This window comes from Providencia vermicola, assembly GCF_010748935.1.
Classification (GTDB): Bacteria; Pseudomonadota; Gammaproteobacteria; order Enterobacterales; family Enterobacteriaceae; genus Providencia; species Providencia zhejiangensis.
Genome location: NZ_CP048796.1, coordinates 1,649,737 through 1,671,679 on the forward strand (window position 1 = coordinate 1,649,737; position 21,943 = coordinate 1,671,679).

The window sequence follows — 21,943 nt, forward strand, 5'->3', positions numbered from 1 at the left end:
TCCGTGCAGAATACTTGAGTAAATTAGTCAGGTAAATAGTTGACTAAATTAGTCGGGAATGTCACAATTGGCCTATATTTTACCACGGAGTATATGTTATGAGACTCACTTCCAAAGGACGTTATGCAGTAACGGCGATGCTAGATGTCGCATTACACTCTCAGACAGGGCCTGTGCCCCTAGCTGATATTTCTGAGCGTCAGGGAATTTCCCTCTCTTATCTTGAACAGCTTTTCGCTCGCTTACGTAAAAACGAGCTCGTGTCGAGTGTTCGTGGTCCAGGTGGTGGTTACCTACTTGGCCGAGATGCCGATCAAATTTTTGTTGCTCAAGTCATTGCTGCGGTTGATGAATCTGTTGATGCGACGCGTTGCCAAGGTAACAAAGAAGGTTGCCAAAATGGTGATCGTTGCCTGACTCATGCGCTATGGCGCGATTTAAGTGACAGAATTACGAGCTTCCTTAGTAGCATTAGCCTTGATGAGCTGGTTAAGAATCAGGAAGTGATGGATGTTGCCGATAGACAAGATAATGAAAAACGTCGTGCAACATTAGGTGGACTTTCACCTGAAACAATTATTAATGTCCGTGCTTAATTATACAATATTTTAATAAATTGCAGTTAGATACATAACGTGGTGGCGTTTCAACCATTAAGCACCGCAAGTATCATTGGAAAATGAAGACAACGTTGTCTTTTGGAGTAAGTGAGCAATGAAATTACCGATTTATCTTGATTATTCAGCAACAACACCGGTAGATCCCCGTGTTGCTGAAAAAATGATGCAATGTCTAACAATGGACGGCATTTTTGGTAACCCCGCTTCGCGTTCCCACCGTTTCGGTTGGCAAGCAGAAGAGGCCGTTGATATTGCACGTAATCAAATCGCTGAATTGGTGAATGCCGATCCACGCGAAATTGTCTTTACTTCTGGCGCAACAGAATCTGATAATTTGGCGATCAAAGGTGCTGCTAATTTCTATCAAAAGAAAGGCAAGCACATTGTTACTTGTAAAACGGAGCATAAAGCCGTTTTAGATACTTGCCGCCAATTAGAACGCGAAGGTTTTGAGGTGACATACCTCGCTCCGCAAAAAAATGGTTTGATTGATCTGAAAGAGCTAGAAGCTGCTTTACGTGACGACACCATTCTTGTTTCTATTATGCATGTGAATAATGAAATCGGTGTTGTACAAGATATCGCGGCTATTGGTGAAATGTGCCGTAGTCGCAACATTATTTTCCATGTCGATGCAACTCAAAGTGTCGGAAAACTGCCTATCGACTTATCAGCTCTGAAAGTTGATTTGATGTCATTCTCTGCACATAAACTGTACGGCCCTATGGGGATCGGTGCTCTTTATGTACGTCGTAAACCACGTGTTCGCCTTGAAGCTCAACAGCATGGTGGTGGTCATGAGCGCGGTATGCGTTCAGGTACATTGCCTGTTCACCAAATCGTCGGTATGGGTGAAGCTTATCGCATCGCGAAAGAAGAAATGGCCGAGGAATCTGCACGGTTACGTGAATTACGTTTACGCTTGTGGAATGGGATTAAAGATATTGAAGAAGTGCACCTTAATGGTGACTTAGAGAACGGCGCGCCACATATTCTGAATGTCAGCTTCAACTATGTTGAAGGTGAATCGCTGATGATGTCTCTCAAAGATTTGGCTGTATCTTCAGGTTCTGCATGTACCTCTGCAAGCCTTGAACCTTCTTATGTTTTACGTGCACTGGGAATGAATGATGAACTTGCACATAGTTCAATTCGTTTTTCTTTAGGGCGCTTTACAACAGAAGAAGAAATTGACTATGCAATCAAACAGATTCATGGCGCAATTGGCCACTTACGTGAACTGTCTCCTTTATGGGAAATGTTCAAAGACGGCGTAGATCTTAACAGCATCGAATGGTCTCACCATTAATCAGACAGTTTCAGGAGCTTAAAAATGGCATATAGCGAAAAAGTAATCGATCATTATGAAAATCCACGTAATGTGGGTTCATTTGATAATAGCGATCCAAGTGTGGGTAGCGGTATGGTTGGTGCGCCTGCTTGTGGTGACGTGATGAAACTGCAAATTAAAGTCAATGATGATGGCATCATTGAAGATGCACGTTTCAAAACCTACGGTTGTGGTTCAGCCATAGCTTCAAGCTCACTCGTGACTGAGTGGATGAAGGGCAAAAGCCTAGACGAAGCAGAAGCGATTAAAAATACCGCTATCGCGGAAGAGTTAGAATTGCCACCAGTGAAAATTCACTGCTCAATTCTAGCGGAAGATGCAATTAAAGCAGCCATTGCGGATTATAAAAGCAAACGCCAAGGCAAATAATGCTTAAATTCCGGCCTCTAGGTTGTAGAAACATAGATAAATAAAATCTGTGCGACAGAACCATTGGTCGGTATAATAATGATGATTTTGAAGGCGGATGCTGCGATTAAGTGGGTATCTGCCTTGTTTGTTTCTATAGTGAGGTTCGCAATGTCTATTTCTCTAACAGAAAGTGCTGCGCAACGTATTCAAGCTTTTCTTGCAAGCCGTGGTAAAGGCGAAGGTTTACGCCTTGGTGTGAGAACATCCGGTTGTTCAGGAATGGCTTATATTCTCGAATTTGCAGATATTATCAATGAAGAAGACACTGTGTTCGAAGATAAGGGTGTCAAAGTGATCGTTGATGGCAAAAGTATCGTCTATTTAGATGGCACTGAGCTGGATTTTGTCAAAGAAGGTTTAAACGAAGGCTTTAAATTTAATAACCCTAATGTCAGCAGTGAATGCGGCTGTGGGGAAAGCTTTCACGTATAACGTCTTTCTATAGACAATATTCTTAACCAATGCGCTTTTCGTGAGCTACACGATAGGTAGGTGCTGTTAAACGACATTGGTATTCTAGTTCGAGAAACTAAGCACTTATGGATTATTTTACTCTTTTTGGGTTAACACCCAGCTATGCGATAGACAATGAACAACTAGCTCAATGTTTTCAATCGCTACAGCGTCAATATCATCCAGATCGCTTTGCAACCTGTACTGAACAGGAAAAAATGCAAGCGCTTCAGCAGGCTGCAACCATAAATGCGGCTTACCAAGCCCTTCGTCATCCACTAAAACGTGCAGAATATCTGTTGTTATTACAAGGTATTGATATTAATAACGAACAACATACTATGCATGATACTGCATTTTTAATGGAACAACTTGAGCTACGCGAAGAACTAGACAATATCGAGCGCCACAGTGAGGCGAACGATTTACTCACTGAGTTTATGGCTAAAGTAAAACAGATGCAAAAAACGCGCTCTCTTGTGATGGTTGAACAACTTGATCGTGAGCAGTGGGAACAGGCGGCTGACACAGTACGAAAATTACGTTTTCTCGATAAACTGCAACAACAGGCAGAACAGCTCGAAGAACGTTTACTGGATGATTTTTAAGAGAAACGATTATGGCTTTACTGCAAATCAGCGAACCGGGTATGACGGCTGCACCTCACCAACGTAAGTTAGCAGCGGGTATTGATCTCGGCACAACTCACTCTTTGATAGCGACTGTGCGTAGCGGTGAGGCGGCGGCTTTGCCTGATCACGAAGGACGCTATTTATTACCTTCTGTTGTTAATTATCAGGCTGATAATAAACAGGTCGGCTGGGCAGCGAAACAATTAGCTGAACGCGATCCTGTAAATACCATCATCTCCGTCAAACGGATGGTGGGGCGTTCATTGGCCGATATTCAACAGCGTTATCCTGAGCTACCTTATAATTTTACGGCAAGTGAAAATGGTTTACCGTTTATTCAAACCGCTGCGGGGCAAGTTGATCCGATTCAAGTCTCTGCTGACATTTTAAAAACGCTAGCGAAGAGGGCAGAAGCAACGTTGGGGGGGGAAATGGACGGTGTGGTGATCACTGTTCCTGCTTACTTTGATGATGCCCAGCGCCAAGGTACAAAGGATGCAGCCCGTCTTGCAGGATTGCATGTCCTGCGTTTGTTAAATGAGCCTACGGCTGCCGCTATTGCTTATGGTCTTGATTCAGGACAAGAAGGGGTTATTGCCGTTTATGATTTAGGCGGAGGAACATTTGACGTTTCTATCTTACGCCTGAGTCGTGGTGTTTTTGAAGTGTTAGCGACAGGTGGCGACACAGCCTTGGGTGGTGATGATTTTGACCATGTGCTAGCACAGTGGATTGCAGAGCAAGCAGGCTTAGTCACTCAAGGTAACCACCATTTAACCCGTCAGTTATTAAATGTCGCTACAGACGCTAAAATTGCCCTCAGTGAGGCAAATACAGCATCAATTAACTTGCCACAATGGCAAGGTGAAATTCAACGTGATGTCTTTGAGCAACTGATCCAAAACCACGTAAAACGTACACTGATGGCGTGTCGTCGTGCCTTGAAAGATGCACAAGTAGAGCCAGAAGATGTACTTAATGTGGTGATGGTTGGTGGTTCGACGCGTGTGCCTCTCGTCAGAAATAAAGTGGGCGAGTTCTTTGGCAAACAGCCCCTTACCTCGATTGATCCAGATAAAGTGGTTGCAATAGGAGCGGCTATTCAAGCGGATATTTTGGTCGGAAACAAACCGGATAGCGACATGCTATTATTGGATGTGATCCCTCTATCTCTAGGCCTTGAAACAATGGGCGGACTGGTAGAAAAAATTATTCCCCGTAATACCACGATACCTGTAGCACGAGCTCAAGAATTTACCACGTTTAAAGACGGGCAAACGGCGATGTCGGTTCATGTCGTTCAAGGTGAGCGTGAGATGGTTGCTGATTGTCGTTCATTAGCCCGCTTTACATTACGTGATATTCCTCCGATGCCAGCGGGGGGCGCACATATTCGTGTCACCTTCCAAGTTGACGCGGATGGTTTATTAAGCGTGAGTGCCATGGAAAAATCGACAGGCGTTGCAGCTTCGATTCAAGTCAAACCATCATATGGTCTCACGGATACTGAAATTTCAAGCATGATTAAAGATTCAATGACTAACGCGCAAGATGATCTTAGTGCGCGCCGCTTAGCGGAGCAAAAAGTTGAAGCTGCAAGAGTCCTTGAAAGTTTGACAAGTGCATTAGCACAAGATGCCAATCTATTGACTCCAGAAGAAGAGTCAGCGATTGATAATGCAGTCAATGTTTTAATTGAAGCGGTAGAAGGTACAGACCCTACCGCTATTGAGAATGCCATTAAACAACTGGATAAGCAATCACAGGAGTTTGCTGCGCGTCGAATGGATGCTTCTATTCGTCAAGCGTTATCAGGCCAATCTGTGGATGAGATATAATTATGCCTAAAATAGTTTTTTTACCTCATACAGAGTTATGTCCGGAAGGTGCGGTTGTTGATGCACAACAGGGCGAGTCGATTTTAAATGTTGCATTGCGTTCAGGTATTGAACTTGAGCATGCATGCGAGAAATCATGTGCTTGTACTACATGTCATTGTATTGTTCGTGAAGGATTTGATTCCCTAGAAGAAAGCAGTGAATTAGAAGATGACATGCTTGATAAAGCGTGGGGATTAGAGCCAGAAAGTCGCTTAAGCTGTCAAGCGCTCGTTGCTGACGAAGATTTGGTTGTTGAGATCCCAAAATATACAATTAATCACGCTCGTGAACATTGATACTGATACAATCAACTGTGTGGGGAAACGAAGATGAGCCTTAAATGGTCTAATAGCCGAGAAATCGGCGAAGCATTGTATGATGCGTATCCGGATTTGGATCCAAAAACAGTACGTTTCACAGATATGCACCAATGGATTTGTGAATTAGAAGATTTTGATGATGACCCACAAAAATCTAATGAAAAAATCTTAGAAGCCATTTTGTTAGTTTGGCTAGATGAGTTTGAATAATGGCCAAATTGAATCGATGAACCGGGCGAACAGTCCGGTTTTTATTTATGAGCACTATCTTGATACCTATTTAGCCTCTAATAAGTTAAGTTACTTTTATCAGCTATAGAAATAGATAAAAGCTGCCTGTAAAAAAACAGATAAAGTGGGAGAAACAATGACAAAACAGATTATGCCAGTAATGATTTCATTTGAAGCCGCAGCTCCTTGTTGGGGTGAAGGTGCACTGATCAGTTCTGGTGATAAAGGAATCACTATTCATTTAAAACATCCAGGCAAGCTTTGTGCAGTACAAAGCGCAGGACGTAAATTGGATAGCCAAGGTATTCGTAATGTTTCTTTGACAGGTGAAGGTTGGGATCTGGAAAAAAGTTGGGCATTTTGGCAAGGTTTCCGTGCACCAAAAGGGGCGAGAACAATTGAATGGCCAATTTTGCCAGAAGCTGAACGCCAAGAGTTAGAAAGTCGTATCCGTACGATTGATTGGGTGCGTGATGTGATTAACGCGCCAGCTGAAGAGCTAGGTCCTGAGCAATTAGCGCAACGTGCTATTGATTTACTATGCCACATCGGAGCTGAAGAAATCAGCTATCGCATTATTAAAGGCGAAGACCTACTTGAGCAAGGTTATGCAGGTATCCATACTGTCGGTCGTGGCTCAAACCGCTCTCCGGCCTTATTAGCACTGGATTACAACCCAACTGGTAATGCGAATGCACCTGTTTTTGCTTGTCTTGTTGGTAAAGGCATTACCTTTGATTCAGGTGGTTACAGTATTAAACCTTCTGCATCAATGAATTCAATGAAGGCAGATATGGGCGGTGCTGCAACATTGGTTGGTTCATTGGCACTGGCGATTAATCGTGGTTTGAAAAAACGCGTCAAGTTATTCCTCTGTTTGGCGGATAACATGGTCAGTAGTAACGCGTTTAAATTAGGTGATATCATTCGTTACCGTAATGGTAAGTCAGTGGAAGTGATGAATACAGATGCCGAAGGCCGTCTGGTTTTAGCTGATGGTTTGATTGATGCATGTAAAGAAAAACCCTCTTTAATTATTGATGCCGCCACGTTAACCGGCGCAGCAAAAACAGCGGTGGGTAACGACTATCATTCCGTACTCAGCTTTGACGATAAATTAGTGGCTGACTTAATGGATTCTTCCGATGCAGAACATGAGTTGTTCTGGCGTCTGCCATTAGCCGAATTCCACCGTCAGCAGCTGCCATCAAGCTTTGCTGATTTGAATAATATCGCAGCACCATCTAATACGGCGGGGGCGAGTACCGCAGCGGCATTTTTATCTCATTTTGTTGAAAACTACCGCCAAAATTGGCTACATATCGATTGTTCAGCCACTTATCGCAAATCTCCGGTTAGTCTGTGGGCTGAAGGTGCCACGGGAATTGGAGTGAGAACAATTGCGAACTTGCTGATGAAAAAAGCAGGCTAAAAGGTTATTCGTTTTCTTAACAGGCACGAAAGGGGCGACTTTTCGTGCCTGTTTTTTTATTATAGTTACAATTATTTTTACATAGGGCATGAGCATGTCGCAGCAATATGAATCGAATAAACCTTTAAGCGCCGATAATGATATTGAATTTACTGAGTTAATTATCCCTGAAGGGGCCTCATTAAAACTCAGTGTGCTTGAAACAGAACCTGAAGCATTGACGGAAGCTTTAATCGAATGCTTTAAGCAACACAAAGTAGTCCGTCGTGCCTTTTTAGTTTCTGCCCAAGCTGATGATGATACTGACGAAGCCATACTTATGGTGGCATTGGAGTTTGTACCCGGAACTGAAAATATCGATGAGATTATTCATCAAGCGGGGACTTTAGCTTGTGAGTATTTAAATGATAATGAGTCTATTGATTTTTGTTTAGTTAACGAAGCTGAAAAAGGGATTAGCCATTTTATCACTGAACATGTTCAACCTTTCTACCAGCGTAAGTTAGGTAGTTGGCTACGCGATACTATCCCGATTAAAAATACCAAGTAAGTTTCCGCAGTGGGCTAGATAATGGCTCACTGTGCTTTTGGCCCGCCGTTGTTCTTTCTTATCTAATCACTATTTCCTCTAGCCCAAATAGCAGGGCGATATTTTGAGCACGTGTTCGAATTCTTCTGTTTTTCAGAGTAACTTTCACGGCGAAGTAGCTGAGTCGCTAATGACCCTTTCTGCGCTTAAGTGATACGGTTATCGTGCAATGACAAGCAGTAGGGGCACACTGTTTCTGCTAATTAGAAATAGTTAAATGACATCAATATGGCTAGATCACGAGATGATACTTTGAGCTATGCTAACGGCGTAAATACTTTATGATGAGTTTGTTTGTGATGAGTCACGTTATCGCTTGAAATAGGACGAGTGTAGGGTCATTTCAAATGTGATGCCCTTTCTAAGGCAATAATCCATTGCACCTAAAAATAAATATCTACGATGATTTTTATAGGTTTATTTTAGATAAGGCTCAATAATGAAAAAAGTACAACGACACTCAGCTCATGATGCGGCATTTAAAGGTTTTATGGCGCAAATAGAGAATGCTAAAGATTTTTTCCATTTTCATTTACCTGCTCACATCCATGCGCTCTGTGATTTTGAAACACTCGCGTTAACCAATTCTTCTTTCATCGATAAACAGCTGCGTTCACGGTTATCTGACGTATTATATTCGGTCCAAACCGCAGAGGGTGATGGGTATATTTATTTACTTGTTGAGCATCAATCGTCACCTGATAAATTGATGGCTTGGCGATTAATGCATTATGCATTTTTAGCTATGAATCAACATTTACAACAAGGTCATAAACACTTACCGCTCGTGGTGCCTGTTTTATTCTACCACGGAGATTGCTCGCCTTATCCATATTCACAACGATGGACAGATTGTTTTCCATTAGCGGATGTGGCGAAGGATTTATATACCCGCTCTTTTCCCTTGGTTGATGTCACAGTCATTGATGATAATGAACTTGTTAATTACCGTAAGGTTGCCATCATGGAATTAGCCATGAAACATAAACATTTACGGGATGAAAGTGAACACGTGATCTCCTTATTGGCTCAGGCGCTCAATAATCACTATAATACTGATAGCGATGTTATTACTATTCTCAATTATTTATTTTTTACGATGGATGCAGCAAATGTTGAGAAAATAGTCCAACAATTGAGTGAAAAAACTGAAAAGCATCAAGAGGTTATTATGAGTATCGCACAACGTTTGCAAGAGAAAGGTGCCAAAGTGGGCTGGGCAAAAGGGCACCAGAAAGGATTGGAAGAGGGCCTTGAAAAAGGAAAGCATGAGGCAAACCTAGCGACAGCAAGAACGCTTTTAAAAAACGGTATTAGTCTTGAGTTAATTATGGAAAGCACCGGGCTAAGCCGAGAAGAACTTATTTCTCTTCAATAATATGATAAGTTCCCCGTTTTGTTGATGCGAAAGGCGCTCTTTTCTTGAATTATTGCTCTTAAACGTTGAGAAAATAATCCAACAATTGAGTGAAAAAACTGAAAAGCATCAAGAGGTTATTATGAGTATTGCACAACGTTTGCAAGAGAAAGGTGCCAAAGTGGGCTGGGCAAAAGGGCACCAGAAAGGATTGGAAGAGGGCCTTGAAAAAGGCATTGAAAAAGGCATTGAAAAAGGCCTTGAAAAAGGTATTGAAAAAGGCATTGAAAAAGGCCTTGAAAAAGGTATTGAAAAAGGCATTAAAAAAGGAAAGCATGAGGCAAACCTAGCGACAGCAAGAACGCTTTTAAAAAACGGTATTAGTCTTGAGTTAATTATGGAAAGTACTGGACTAAGCCGAGAAGAACTTATTTCTCTTCAATAATATGATAAGTTCCCCGTTTTGTTGATGCGAAAGGCGCTCTTTTCTTGAATTATTGTCTTCGCATATTATAAGTCGTCGCAATATTTTCTATTGATATATTTGCTCATTATTTTTATACCCGCTATTGCCTATTTCACCCGCCGTATTGCCCCAAATAGTAAGATTTTTTCCGTTTTGTCTTATAGGTGCTCACCGCACAATCTGTTAAATTATATAATTGATTGATACAAACTATTTTAGTTTTCGCCTATTTTATCATCAGGTCAAAATTTTTATTGCTCTCATTGAGTTAGATGAGAGTGAAAGCTCAATATATTAACTATTAAAGGAAGAATCGGTCATGAATCAACATTTTAGTTGGGCTTCATTGGCGGGTCTAAAGACAAAAAAACGTTATATTGCAGCGGCATTAGCTTCTGTCATTGCACTAACGGGTTGTGATAACACAGACGACACAAGCAAAAAAGATACAAATATTGCAGCAGAAAACAAATCAACGGTAGAAAATCCAACGAAGACTGCACCACTTGCAACGGAAAATAAATCTGCAACGAAATTATCTAAAGAAGAGATGATCAAGCGTTATGCAGGTAAAGAGTTAACGATTCTTGATGCCTCTGAGTTACAGCTAGATGGCGCGAGTGCAATTGTCGTTACTTTCTCTGTTCCCCTAGAGCAAAACCAAGATTTTAGCCAATTTTTAAATTTAGTTGATGTTAAATCAGGTAAGTTAGATGGCGCTTGGGAGCTATCTGATAATCAAATGGAGTTGCGCTTTCGCCATATACCGCCATCAAGAGAGCTAAATCTTACGGTCAATACGGGGATCAAAGCGGTCAATGAACGGACAATAACTCAACCATTTGAGAAAAAATTACAAACGGCACAAATTATCCCGACAGTTGGGTTTGCAAGTAAAGGCTCCTTATTACCTAGCAAAGTTGCACAAGGCTTGCCAGTTATCGCATTGAATGTCGATAAAGTGGATGTGAACTTTTTCCGCATTGATGAAAAACAATTGCCACAATTTTTGGCAATGTGGCAATACCGTAGTAATTATGAATATTGGTATTCAGAAGAGTTCCTCAATAAAACCGAACTTGCCTACACAGGGCGTTTTGACCTAAATCCAACCAAAAATACTCGTGAAACGGTTTTATTGCCGCTGAAAGAGATTAAAGAACTCCAGCAAGATGGTGTTTATTTAGCGATTATGCAAAAAGCAGGTAGCTATAGTTATCAATTCCCTGCAACCGTATTTACGCTCAGTGATATTGGCGTGTCATTGCATAGCTATCAAGATCAGGTTGATGTATTTACACAATCACTGGCAAAAGGTTCTGCACTAAAAGGCGTGGAATTACGTATTCTTGATGAAAAAGGGCAATTAGTTAATAAAGCCACTACTGATGGTGATGGGCATGCCAAATTAGATAAGTTAGCGGGTGGGAAACTATTGTTAGCGACCCTTGATGGTCAAACAAGTATGATTGACCTGACACAGCCAGCACTAGACTTATCCGAGTTTGATATTTCAGGTCCAGTTGGTTATGCAAAACAGTTCTTTGTGTTTGGCCCTAGAGATTTGTATCGCCCAGGTGAATTGTTATTGGTGAATGGTTTATTACGTGATGGTGATGGCCAGCCAATTAAGGCTCAGCCAGTTAAAGTCGATGTTTTAAAAACCGATGGGCAAGTCGTTAGAAGTTTTGTGTGGCAGCCTGAACAAGATCACAATGGGTTATACCAGTATCAATACGAAATTCCAAAATCCGCTGAAACAGGCGGCTGGTCTTTACGCTTTGATTTAGGTGATGGTTCACCGTTGCGTTACTATAAATTCAACGTTGAAGATTTCATGCCTGAGCGCATGGCATTGGAGATGAGTGCTCAAGAAAAACCTATTCTGAATAATGAGCCTGTTGAGTTTGATATTCAGGGGCGTTATTTATATGGCGCACCAGCCGCAGGTAATGAACTTCAAGGACAAATTTTTATTCGACCTGACCGTGAAGCGGTAGCAAAACTACCCGGTTTTGAATTTGGTTTTGAAAATGAGGAAGGGCTACAACGTAAGCTGGATGAGTTTGATTTAACATTAAATGATAGTGGTGAAACCGTTATCGCTGTACCCCAGAGTAATTGGGAATCTTTGCGTTCACCAATTAAAGTTATTGCACAAGCGAGTTTATTGGAAGCGGGGGGGCGCCCTGTGACTCGCCGAGCAGAACAGGCGGTATGGCCGGCGAAAGCAATGGTTGGTATTCGTCCATTATTTAATAAAAAAGAAATTTATGATTATCGGACTGACCGTTACACACAGCGCTATAACGTCGATGAAAACTCTCTTGCTGAATTTGAACTGGTATTTGCTGACGCGGCAGGTAATAAGCTTGCGGCCGAAAATTTAACCGCTCGTTTAGTCTATGAACGCCGTGATTATTTCTGGAGCTGGTCAGAAAGTGGTGGCTGGACATCAAATTATGATCAAAAAGATTTGATGATGGCGAATGAAAACATCAAGATTGAAAAAGATGGTACTGCGAAAGTGTCTTTCCCAGTTGATTGGGGTTCTTTCCGTCTTGAAGTGATTAATGAAGATAATAAATTAGTTAGCAGCCTACAATTTTGGGCGGGTTATTCATGGCAAGATAATGCGGGTGGTAATGGGGCTATACGCCCTGATCAAGTAAAACTAAGCTTAAATAAACCTGCATATTTACCTGGAGAAAAAGCAAAAGTTCGAGTGGAATCTCCTAAAGCGGGCAAAGGCTATATTTTGCTTGAATCCAGTAGTGGTCCGCTATGGTGGCAAGAGATTGACGTCCCTGAAAAAGGGATGGAAATTGAAGTGCCTGTTAATAAAGAATGGGCACGCCATGATCTTTATATCACTGCGGTAGTTGTACGCCCAGGGGATGATTCGAAAGAGGCGACAGTAAAACGCGCTATCGGTGTACTCCATCTACCATTGGCGGATGAGAATCGTAAAATTGGCTTATCACTGACCGCACCCACAAAGATGCGACCTAATCAAGATCTTACCGTTAAAGTGAAAGCAACCGCGCAAGATGGTAAACCATTACCTGAAAAAGTGAATGTGTTGTTGTCCGCGGTAGATACGGGTGTCTTGAACATTACTGATTTTAAAACCCCTAATCCGTATGAAGCCTTCTTTGGGCGCAAACGTTATGGCGTAGACCAATACGATGTATATGGTCACTTGATTGAGGGGCAGGGCAAACTTGCTAATCTGCGCTTTGGTGGTGATAGTGAAGAAGCCGCGTTAGAGCGTGGAGGAATGAAGCCGCTAACAGAAGTGCAAATCATTGCGGAACAAGCTCAACCTGTGACACTGGATAAAAATGGTGAAGGTGAAATCACATTACCAATCCCTGATTTTAATGGGGAATTACGCGTGATGGCACAAGCTTGGAATGACAAAGATTTTGGTCATGCCGACAGTAAAGTTGTGGTTGCCGCACCATTGATTACACAAATGTCGATGCCACGTTTTATGGCTGGTGGTGATAAATCTTACTTTGCACTGGATCTGACTAACACAACTGATAATACACAAAATGTCACGGTGACCTTTAAAGCCTCGGGTATGGTGAAATTAGATGGGGCGACCTCGAAAGAACTCTCTTTAGTGAAAGGCAAACGAACAACAGTTACCTTACCTGTTCGTGCTGATTACGGTTATGGGGAAGGTCAAGTGTCGATGACAATCAATGGTATTAACATCCCCGGCGAGTCATTGAAAGAATACAGTAATAGTTGGAAAGTCGGAGTACGTCCTGCTCAACCAGCAGAAACTCTTTCTTATGCGATTGCGATTGAGCCCGGTGAACAATGGACATTACCAACGGAAGAGTTGCGCGGTTTATCACCGGATACGCTTGAAGGGCAGGTACTGTTGACGAGTCGTCCTCCACTGCAAATCGCACGTTATATTCGTGAGTTATTTGCATATCCATATGGCTGCCTTGAGCAGACGATCAGCGGACTATATCCTTCACTGTACTCCTCGCAAGCGGAATTAACGAAGCTGGGTGTGAAATCACAAACGGATGATGATCGTCGGAAAGCCATTGAAATCGGTATTCCGCACTTATTAAGCATGCAGCGTCCTGATGGAAGTTTCTCGTTGTGGGATCGGAATGGCCGCGAAGAGTATTGGCTGACGGCTTACGCAACAGATTTTTTAAATAGAGCTCATCAACGAGGCTATTCAGTACCTCAAGATGCGTTAGTGAATGCAAATAGCCGTTTGTTAAGCTACTTACAAGATGGTAATCAAATCAATTATCCATATACCAATAATCCGGATGCATCGCGCTTTGCTGCTCAAGCTTATGCAGGCTTGGTATTGGCCACACAGCAGAAAGCTCCTTTAGGAGCCTTGCGCCAATTGTACTCTAGGACCAATGAATCCAATAGTGGGTTACCGCTAGTGCAGTTAGGGATCGCATTGAATCTCATGGGAGATAAGGCACGTGGTGACAGCGCCATTATCGATGGATTGAAAAAACAGCGTAGTCGTTACAGTTATGATGGTGACTATGGTTCAACGATCCGTGACGATGCAATGATAGTGGCTTTATTAAATGAACATCAATTAATGCCGAAATCGCGTGATCAAAAACTACAGATATTGTCCAATAACCTAGTTTCACAACAGTACTTCTCAACTCAAGAGAGTAATGCGTTGTATCTAGCGGGTCGTTATTATGTGAATGATTCCGAAACGCCATGGAAAGCGGTTATCAATGGTCAAGAGCCACCAATGACATCGGACAAACCGGTCAATGAGTTCTTGAGCAAACAACAGCTACAAACAGGCTACAGCATTGAAAATGCGGGTACCAATACATTGTATAGCCGTTTGAATGTGGTGGGATACCCGATGTATACACCAACGCCGAGTTCCAATGTATTAAGTGTGAAACGTACCTATTTAGATTTACAAGGCCAACCAATTACACTTGACCGTTTAAGATCGGGCGAAATGGTAGTTGTGAAGTTGGAAGTAAACGCTTCACAGATGGTTCCTGATGCATTAGTCGTTGATTTATTGCCAGCAGGTTTAGAACTAGAAAACCAAAATTTGGCAAACAGCAGTGCAAATCTCAGCGAAACAGCGCCAAACTTACAAGAAGTGATCGATGATATGCAGCAAGCACAAATCAGTCATATGGAATATCGTGACGACCGTTTTGTCGCTGCCGTTGAGGTACAGCAGTATAAACCAACCACTTTAGTGTATTTAGCTAGAGCGGTGACGCCGGGTGTATACAACATTCCTGTTCCACAGGTGGAATCCATGTATGTGCCTGAATGGCGAGCTGTCGGTAATGCTAGTGGTCAATTAGAAATCGTTCGTTAATCTTTGCTAAACCCTTATACTGTGTAGTGCTAGTCGTATAAGGGCTATTTCTTTGCGGTAGATCCATTTATGAAAAAAGGGTTACGACGCACTGGGATGACATTGATCGTCTTGGTGATTTTTTTGCCTCTGCTATTTTTATTGCTTGATAGGTTATGGCCATTACCCATCAAGCAAATTGAAATGGCACGTACCGTAGTGGCCGAAGATGGCACACCACTTTGGCGTTTTGCTGACAGAGAAGGCATTTGGCGCTATCCCGTAAAATTAGATGAAGTATCACCTGAATTTATTGAAGCACTCCTCACCTATGAAGATCGCCATTTTTATCAACATCCGGGCGTTAACCCTTTTTCGTTGCTGAGGGCATTATGGCAGGATGTGAGTTCAGGGCGTATCGTATCAGGGGGAAGTACGATTTCTATGCAGGTTGCTCGGTTAATTGACCCTCATGACCGAACAATAACAGGTAAACTCAAACAACTCTGGCGTACCGCACAGCTTGAATACCATTATTCAAAAGATGAAATCTTGGAAATGTACCTGAATCGAGCCCCTTACGGGGGAACTATTGAAGGAATTGGTGCTGCAAGTTGGGTGTATTTAAATAAATCGCCAGATAAACTGACGTCAGGTGAGGCGGCGCTCTTTGCGGTATTGCCACAAGCGCCAAGCAGACTGAGACCTGACCGTTATCCCCAAAGAGCGCAAGCTGCACGCGATAAAGTCCTTGATAGGCTCGCTGAATATCAGGTTTGGTCGGCAGATAAAGTTGCTGATATTAAACAGGAACAAATCTGGTTAGCTCCGCGTAAAAATCCTCATTTAGCGCCTTTATTAGCGCGTCGCGTCGTCAAAGATGTTCAAGATTCAATTATTGAAACCACAATTGATGCAGGGTTACAGCGTCAGTTAGAGGATATGGCGATTAATTGGAAAAACCAGCTGCCTAAGCAAACTTCATTAGGATTATTGGTTGTTGATCATACTGATATGAGTGTGAAAGCTTATCTTGGGTCAATTGATTTTACAGATAATAGCCGTTTTGGTCATGTTGATATGATCACGGCTTGGCGTTCGCCGGGGTCGACACTTAAACCCTTTTTATATGCACTCGCAATGGATGATGGATTGATCCATGCCGAATCACTGTTACAAGATGTACCACGTCGTTTTGATGATTATCGACCAGGTAATTTTGATAGTGGTTTTAATGGTCCTGTGAGCGTCAGTGATGCATTAGTGCGTTCACTGAATTTGCCGGTAGTGCAAGTACTTGATGCTTATGGGAGTAAACGTTTTACGGCCAAGTTACGTAATGTTGGGACAGAATTACGTTTTCCTTTAGCAAGTGAACCCAATTTATCACTCATTTTAGGTGGAACGGCTGCACGTATGGATGAGCTAGTAGCAGCTTACAGCGCTTTTGCTCGCCAAGGAAAAGTTTCACCACTGCGCTATCGACCCAGTGAAGTGATACGCGATCGCCAGCTTATCTCACCGGGAGCTGCGTGGATTGTGCGACGTATTATGGGGGGAGAGGCGCGCCCTGTGCCAGACAGTAGTTTAAGCGCACAAGTGAATTTAGCATGGAAAACCGGCACCAGTTATGGCTATCGTGATGCATGGGCGATAGGGGTCAATCCGCGTTATACCATTGGTGTATGGGTTGGGCGGCCAGATGGTACACCTGTTGCAGGGCAATTTGGCTACGCAACGGCTATTCCGATAATGAATCAGGTGAATAATTTATTGTTAGCTCGTTTATATCAATCAACCCAATTGATACCGAAAGATACTAAGCCCGCAAGCGTTAGCCAAGCGGTGATTTGTTGGCCGAGTGGCACCGCGTTGCCAAAAGAGGATAGCAATTGCCGGCAACGTCGCTTAAGTTGGATTTTGGACAAGACGATCCCACCAACACTCATTGCGAAAGGACAGGAGTCATTATTAGGGCTACGCCAGAAAATATGGGTCAATACTCAAGGTTTACAGGTTGCGCCAGATTGCCCTAACGCAATAGAAAAAGAGATCTATTTGTGGCCGATTACATTAGAGTCATGGCTACCGTCGGGTGAGAAACGTGCTAACCGGTTACCTCGTATTGATCCCCAATGTCCACCAATGAGGAGTGAAATGCCGCCACTGTTGATTTCGGGCGTGCGTGAAGGTGAAATTCTACAGCGGTTACCAGGTAAAAGTAGTTTAGATGTACGCTTAGTGACGCAAGGTGGGCAAGGACAACAATGGTGGTTTTTAAATGGCGAGCAAATAAAAGAAACAGGACACAATGGCAGCGTTTTACTGACTTTTGATAAATCAGGAAACTACCAAATTTCTGTTTTAGACATGGGGGGACAAGTGACCTCAGTCAGTTTTAAAGTGAAGTAACGAATAAAAAGTGTTACTTAGTCAAAAAAATAGTCTTTTTTGCTATAAAAAGTTTAACAAAATGTTGATGTAACTGTAGGAAATTGTAATCGTAGCCCCTATAATCAACGCCTTGTTTCTGTTACTGGGTAGCAGAAGATTAACACTATAAAAAACAACAACTGACACATACTTTTCGTTTTTGAATTACTTGAAAAAGTTAAGAACGCTGGGTAAAAGTCACGATATCGCTAAGAGGTTATTTATGACGGTTCAACGTACATTTTCTATTATTAAACCAAACGCAGTAAAGAAAAATGCTATTGGTGCAATCTATCATCGTTTTGAAAGCGCTGGTTTTTCAATCGTTGCCGCCAAAATGCTGCATTTGACTCGTGAGCAAGCTGAAGGTTTCTACGCAGAGCACAAAGGTCGTCCTTTCTTTGAAGGTCTGGTTGAATTCATGACTTCAGGTCCAATTATGCTGCAAGTTCTGGAAGGTGAAAATGCGGTTCAGCGTCACCGTGACCTGATGGGTGCAACTAACCCAGATAACGCATTAGCAGGAACGTTACGTGCTGACTATGCGGATAGTTTCACTGAAAACGCAGTTCATGGTTCTGACTCTGTTGAGTCGGCAAATCGTGAAATCGCGTATTTCTTTACTGAAGATGAAATCTGCCCTCGCTAATTAACAAACTAATGCATTAGCATTATTCTAATAAAGTTTGTACAATGCGACGCCCTGTTAATATAATTGTTAACAGGGCTTATTTTATTATGAACGTTGTGCTATTCACATAGCACTCGCCGAAAGTGTAACAACGAGGCAACTTAAACATGTCCGATATGACAACAAGTGCACAATGTGCAACTTCCTCCGCTATTTCTGTCACACCAGAAAAAAACACACAAAAAATTAATCTCCTCGATTTGAATCGTAAACAAATGCGTGATTTTTTTGCGCAAATGGGTGAAAAACCATTCCGTGCCGATCAAGTCATGAAATGGATATATCACTACTGTTATGACGATTTCGATCAAATGACAGATATAAACAAAGCATTGAGAGCGAAACTCAAGGAAGTCGCTGAAATTCGTGCTCCTGAAGTCGCTGAAGAACAGCGTTCAGCTGATGGTACGATAAAATGGGCGATAACAGTAGGTGACCAGCAAGTTGAAACGGTTTATATTCCAGAAGATGACCGCGCAACATTATGTGTCTCTTCACAAGTGGGTTGTGCGTTAGAATGTAAATTCTGTTCTACAGCGCAGCAAGGATTTAACCGTAACTTACGTGTTTCTGAAATTATCGGGCAAGTTTGGCGTGCGGCAAAAATAATCGGTTCATTAAAATCCAGCGGACGCCGTCCTATTACTAACGTCGTCATGATGGGAATGGGGGAACCGTTATTAAATCTGAATAACGTCGTCCCAGCGATGGAAATCATGATGGATGATTTCGGCTTTGGTTTATCGAAGCGGCGTGTCACCTTATCGACTTCTGGGGTTGTACCAGCACTCGATAAGTTAGGTGATATGATTGATGTGGCGTTAGCGATTTCATTACATGCTCCGACGGATGATATCCGTGATGACATTGTACCGATTAATAAAAAGTACAATATTGAAACCTTCCTTAGCAGCGTAAGACGTTATTTGTCTAAATCAAATGCGAATGGTGGTCGTGTCACGGTGGAATATGTGATGCTGGATCATGTCAATGACAGTATTGAACAAGCGCATCAATTAGCGGAATGTTTAAAAGATACGCCAAGTAAAATTAACTTGATCCCTTGGAATCCGTTCCCAGGCGCACCTTATGGTCGTAGTTCGAACAGCCGTATCGATCGTTTTTCAAAAGTGTTGATGGAATATGGCTTTACGACGATAGTGCGTAAAACTCGTGGTGACGATATTGATGCCGCTTGTGGTCAGCTGGCGGGAGAGGTCATTGACCGTACTAAACGGACATTGAAAAAGCGCATGGCTGGGGAACCTATCAAGGTGAAAGCAGTCTGAGTTATAGATAATATCTAAATATTTGGTCTAATTATCATTTAGGTCATTTATGGATAGGCAAAATGACCCTCATCACCTACAATGATTTGTAGGTGATGATATTAATAAAATTGTCACGTTAGGATTATTACGAGTAAAGCTAAGGAAAATAGCTTTATATTTCATTCACTCGAACACAGTGTTGCTAGCAAATGACTATCGATAACAATACCGAACAAACTCCAATTACAGTAGGAAAACTACTCTCTCAAGCGCGTGAGCGAATGGGATTAACGCAAGAATCGGTCGCGGAGCGTCTGTGTCTTAAAGTTAGTACGGTAAGAGAAATCGATGAAGATGTAAAACCTGCTGGTGTCGAACCCACCTTTTTACGTGGTTATATGCGTTTATACGCACGTATGGTGAATGTGCCAGAAAGTGAATTAAATGCGCTACTTAGAAATGATGAGCCGATTGCAACATCAACGGTTTCATCTATGCAAAGTTACTCATTAGGTAAAAAACGTAAGAAGCGTGAAGGTTGGTTGATGAAGCTAACTTGGTTAATTGTCATTGTATTAATTGCAATGGTCGGCGTTTGGTGGTGGCAAGATCACCAAAAACAACAAAGTGAATTTGTCACAATGGCTAATCAAAATGATTTGCTATTATCCCAACAAAATAGCAGTGAAAATCAAGTGGAAGTGACGAGTAACGCCACGGAAACGCCTCCTGCAACAGAGACGCCAACGAATTCTGCGGTCGATCTCACCTCAATTCAGCCAAACGATAATCAAACAACCGAATCACAACCGGTTAAAACTGTGCCACTGCCAAATTCACCAAGCGCAACAGTGAACATTGATCGTACCCAATCAATTGAAGAACCTGCAACGGCACCTGTCGTTCAAGATGCACTCGCGATGAGTTTTAAAGGCTCATGTTGGTTGGAGGTTCGCGATGCGAATAATAAAGTCTTGTATAGTGGTATCAAGAACAATGGTGATACCTTGGATTTACAAGGCAAATTGCCTTACCGCTTAAATATTGGAGCTCCCGCAAACGTTGATATCAAATTCAATGGCAATGCGGTTGACTTAAGCCGTTTTATTAAAGCGAATCGTTCTGCTAAGTTAAAAATACCAGAAGCATAAAGTCACAAATTAAGAAGACGCAAACTGTATCCTAAAACTAGAATTGTGATAGTTTGCAGTTTGCGTTTTTGTGTATAGTGGTCATCGCAGCAATGATTATCCACTACACAACAGTGTTTAAGAGCACATGGATGTCCAGAGAGTAAAATTAAAATGCATAATGAATCACCGATAAAAAGACGTAAATCCACCCGAATTTATGTAGGTAATGTGCCTATTGGCGATGGGGCACCTATCGCTGTCCAATCTATGACCAATACGCGCACGACGGATGTTGAAGCAACAGTGCGGCAAATCCAATCATTAGAGCGTGTAGGCGTGGATATCGTACGGGTATCTGTACCTACGATGGATGCAGCAGAAGCCTTTAAACTCATTAAGCAGCGTGTGAATGTGCCATTGGTTGCTGATATTCACTTTGACTATCGTATCGCGATGAAAGTCGCGGAATATGGTGTTGACTGCCTACGAATTAACCCAGGTAATATCGGTAGTGAAGAGCGTATTCGCCAAGTTGTGGATAGCGCTCGCTATCACAACATTCCTATCCGTATTGGGGTCAATGGCGGGTCACTGGAAAAAGATATTCAAGAAAAATACGGTGAGCCAACACCTGAAGCGCTAGTTGAATCAGCGATGCGACATGTCGATATCTTGGATAGATTGAATTTCGATCAGTTCAAGGTCAGTGTTAAAGCATCGGATGTTTTTCTTGCCGTCGGCTCTTACCGTTTATTAGCACAAAAAATTGACCAACCACTGCACTTAGGTATTACCGAAGCTGGTGGGGCACGCTCTGGTTCTGTTAAATCAGCAATTGGCCTTGGCATGTTGTTGGCTGAAGGTATTGGCGATACATTGCGTATTTCGTTAGCGGCGGATCCAATTGAAGAAGTTAAAGTCGGTTTCGATATTCTAAAATCATTACGGATTCGTTCTCGTGGCATCAACTTTATTGCTTGTCCAACGTGTTCTCGTCAAGAATTTGATGTGATTGGCACAGTCAATGCCCTAGAGCAACGTCTTGAAGATATCATCACCCCAATGGATGTATCCATTATTGGTTGTGTCGTCAATGGTCCCGGTGAAGCTGAGGTTTCCACCTTAGGGGTGGCTGGTGCGAAAACCAAAAGTGGCTTCTATGAAGATGGTGTTCGTCAAAAAGAGCGTTTTGATAATGACAATATTATTGATCAGCTAGAGGCGAAAATTCGAGCAAAAGCAGCCATGCTTGATGAAAATAACCGCATACAGATAAACCAAATAGAAAAATGATTGTCAAATAACTGGCTCTAATGGGCCAGTTTT

18 protein-coding genes are annotated in these 21,943 nt (G+C 42.3%); all 18 read left to right on the forward strand.

Annotation, left to right across the window (positions count from 1 at the left end):
- Positions 1-98 precede the first annotated feature (98 nt).
- The 18 genes from iscR to ispG all read left to right on the forward strand — a co-directional run bounded on the left by iscR (position 99) and on the right by ispG (position 21,910).
- Entirely contained in the window at positions 99-596 is a 498-nt protein-coding gene (iscR, locus tag G3341_RS07290) for a Fe-S cluster assembly transcriptional regulator IscR (protein WP_154625163.1), read from the forward strand.
- Between the two features lie 118 nt (positions 597-714).
- The gene (locus G3341_RS07295; RefSeq protein WP_154625162.1) at positions 715-1,929 is read left to right on the forward strand and encodes an IscS subfamily cysteine desulfurase; all 1,215 of its coding nucleotides are present in this window, start codon (positions 715-717) and stop codon (positions 1,927-1,929) included.
- A gap of 24 nt (positions 1,930-1,953) precedes the next feature.
- Positions 1,954-2,340 (forward strand): Fe-S cluster assembly scaffold IscU, encoded by a 387-nt coding sequence (gene iscU / locus G3341_RS07300; protein ID WP_154625161.1) that lies wholly within the window; start codon positions 1,954-1,956, stop codon positions 2,338-2,340.
- Between the two features lie 150 nt (positions 2,341-2,490).
- A complete protein-coding gene (gene iscA, locus G3341_RS07305; protein ID WP_004921385.1) occupies positions 2,491-2,814 on the forward strand; it encodes an iron-sulfur cluster assembly protein IscA in 324 nt (107 codons plus the stop codon).
- Positions 2,815-2,921: 107 nt separating this feature from the next.
- Positions 2,922-3,443, forward strand: a complete 522-nt coding sequence (gene hscB, locus G3341_RS07310; RefSeq protein ID WP_154625160.1) for a co-chaperone HscB — start codon at positions 2,922-2,924, stop codon at positions 3,441-3,443.
- Positions 3,444-3,454: 11 nt separating this feature from the next.
- Positions 3,455-5,305, forward strand: a complete 1,851-nt coding sequence (hscA, locus tag G3341_RS07315) for a Fe-S protein assembly chaperone HscA (RefSeq protein WP_154625159.1) — start codon at positions 3,455-3,457, stop codon at positions 5,303-5,305.
- Between the two features lie 2 nt (positions 5,306-5,307).
- Positions 5,308-5,643, forward strand: a complete 336-nt coding sequence (fdx, locus tag G3341_RS07320) for an ISC system 2Fe-2S type ferredoxin (RefSeq protein WP_154625158.1) — start codon at positions 5,308-5,310, stop codon at positions 5,641-5,643.
- A gap of 33 nt (positions 5,644-5,676) precedes the next feature.
- The gene (gene iscX, locus G3341_RS07325; RefSeq protein WP_154625157.1) at positions 5,677-5,877 is read left to right on the forward strand and encodes a Fe-S cluster assembly protein IscX; all 201 of its coding nucleotides are present in this window, start codon (positions 5,677-5,679) and stop codon (positions 5,875-5,877) included.
- 157 nt (positions 5,878-6,034) lie between these two features.
- Positions 6,035-7,330, forward strand: coding sequence for an aminopeptidase PepB (pepB, locus tag G3341_RS07330; protein WP_154625156.1), 1,296 nt, complete (start codon positions 6,035-6,037; stop codon positions 7,328-7,330).
- A 94-nt stretch (positions 7,331-7,424) separates the two neighbouring features.
- Entirely contained in the window at positions 7,425-7,880 is a 456-nt protein-coding gene (locus G3341_RS07335; protein WP_154625155.1) for an enhanced serine sensitivity protein SseB C-terminal domain-containing protein, read from the forward strand.
- Between the two features lie 478 nt (positions 7,881-8,358).
- The gene (locus tag G3341_RS07340) at positions 8,359-9,297 is read left to right on the forward strand and encodes an Rpn family recombination-promoting nuclease/putative transposase (RefSeq protein WP_163861024.1); all 939 of its coding nucleotides are present in this window, start codon (positions 8,359-8,361) and stop codon (positions 9,295-9,297) included.
- Between the two features lie 121 nt (positions 9,298-9,418).
- On the forward strand, positions 9,419-9,721 hold the full coding sequence (locus G3341_RS07345; RefSeq protein ID WP_244316490.1) for a hypothetical protein: 303 nt from the start codon (positions 9,419-9,421) through the stop codon (positions 9,719-9,721).
- A gap of 340 nt (positions 9,722-10,061) precedes the next feature.
- Positions 10,062-15,110 (forward strand): alpha-2-macroglobulin family protein, encoded by a 5,049-nt coding sequence (locus tag G3341_RS07350; RefSeq protein WP_163861025.1) that lies wholly within the window; start codon positions 10,062-10,064, stop codon positions 15,108-15,110.
- Positions 15,111-15,179: 69 nt separating this feature from the next.
- On the forward strand, positions 15,180-17,501 hold the full coding sequence (pbpC, locus tag G3341_RS07355; protein ID WP_163861026.1) for a peptidoglycan glycosyltransferase PbpC: 2,322 nt from the start codon (positions 15,180-15,182) through the stop codon (positions 17,499-17,501).
- A 244-nt stretch (positions 17,502-17,745) separates the two neighbouring features.
- Complete coding sequence (ndk, locus tag G3341_RS07360; protein WP_154625151.1) at positions 17,746-18,171, forward strand: nucleoside-diphosphate kinase; 426 nt, start codon at positions 17,746-17,748, stop codon at positions 18,169-18,171.
- 149 nt (positions 18,172-18,320) lie between these two features.
- The gene (locus tag G3341_RS07365) at positions 18,321-19,502 is read left to right on the forward strand and encodes a bifunctional tRNA (adenosine(37)-C2)-methyltransferase TrmG/ribosomal RNA large subunit methyltransferase RlmN (protein WP_154625150.1); all 1,182 of its coding nucleotides are present in this window, start codon (positions 18,321-18,323) and stop codon (positions 19,500-19,502) included.
- Between the two features lie 191 nt (positions 19,503-19,693).
- Complete coding sequence (gene rodZ, locus G3341_RS07370; RefSeq protein WP_154625149.1) at positions 19,694-20,635, forward strand: cytoskeleton protein RodZ; 942 nt, start codon at positions 19,694-19,696, stop codon at positions 20,633-20,635.
- Positions 20,636-20,788: 153 nt separating this feature from the next.
- Entirely contained in the window at positions 20,789-21,910 is a 1,122-nt protein-coding gene (ispG, locus tag G3341_RS07375; protein ID WP_154625148.1) for a flavodoxin-dependent (E)-4-hydroxy-3-methylbut-2-enyl-diphosphate synthase, read from the forward strand.
- The last annotated feature ends 33 nt before the right edge of the window (positions 21,911-21,943 follow it).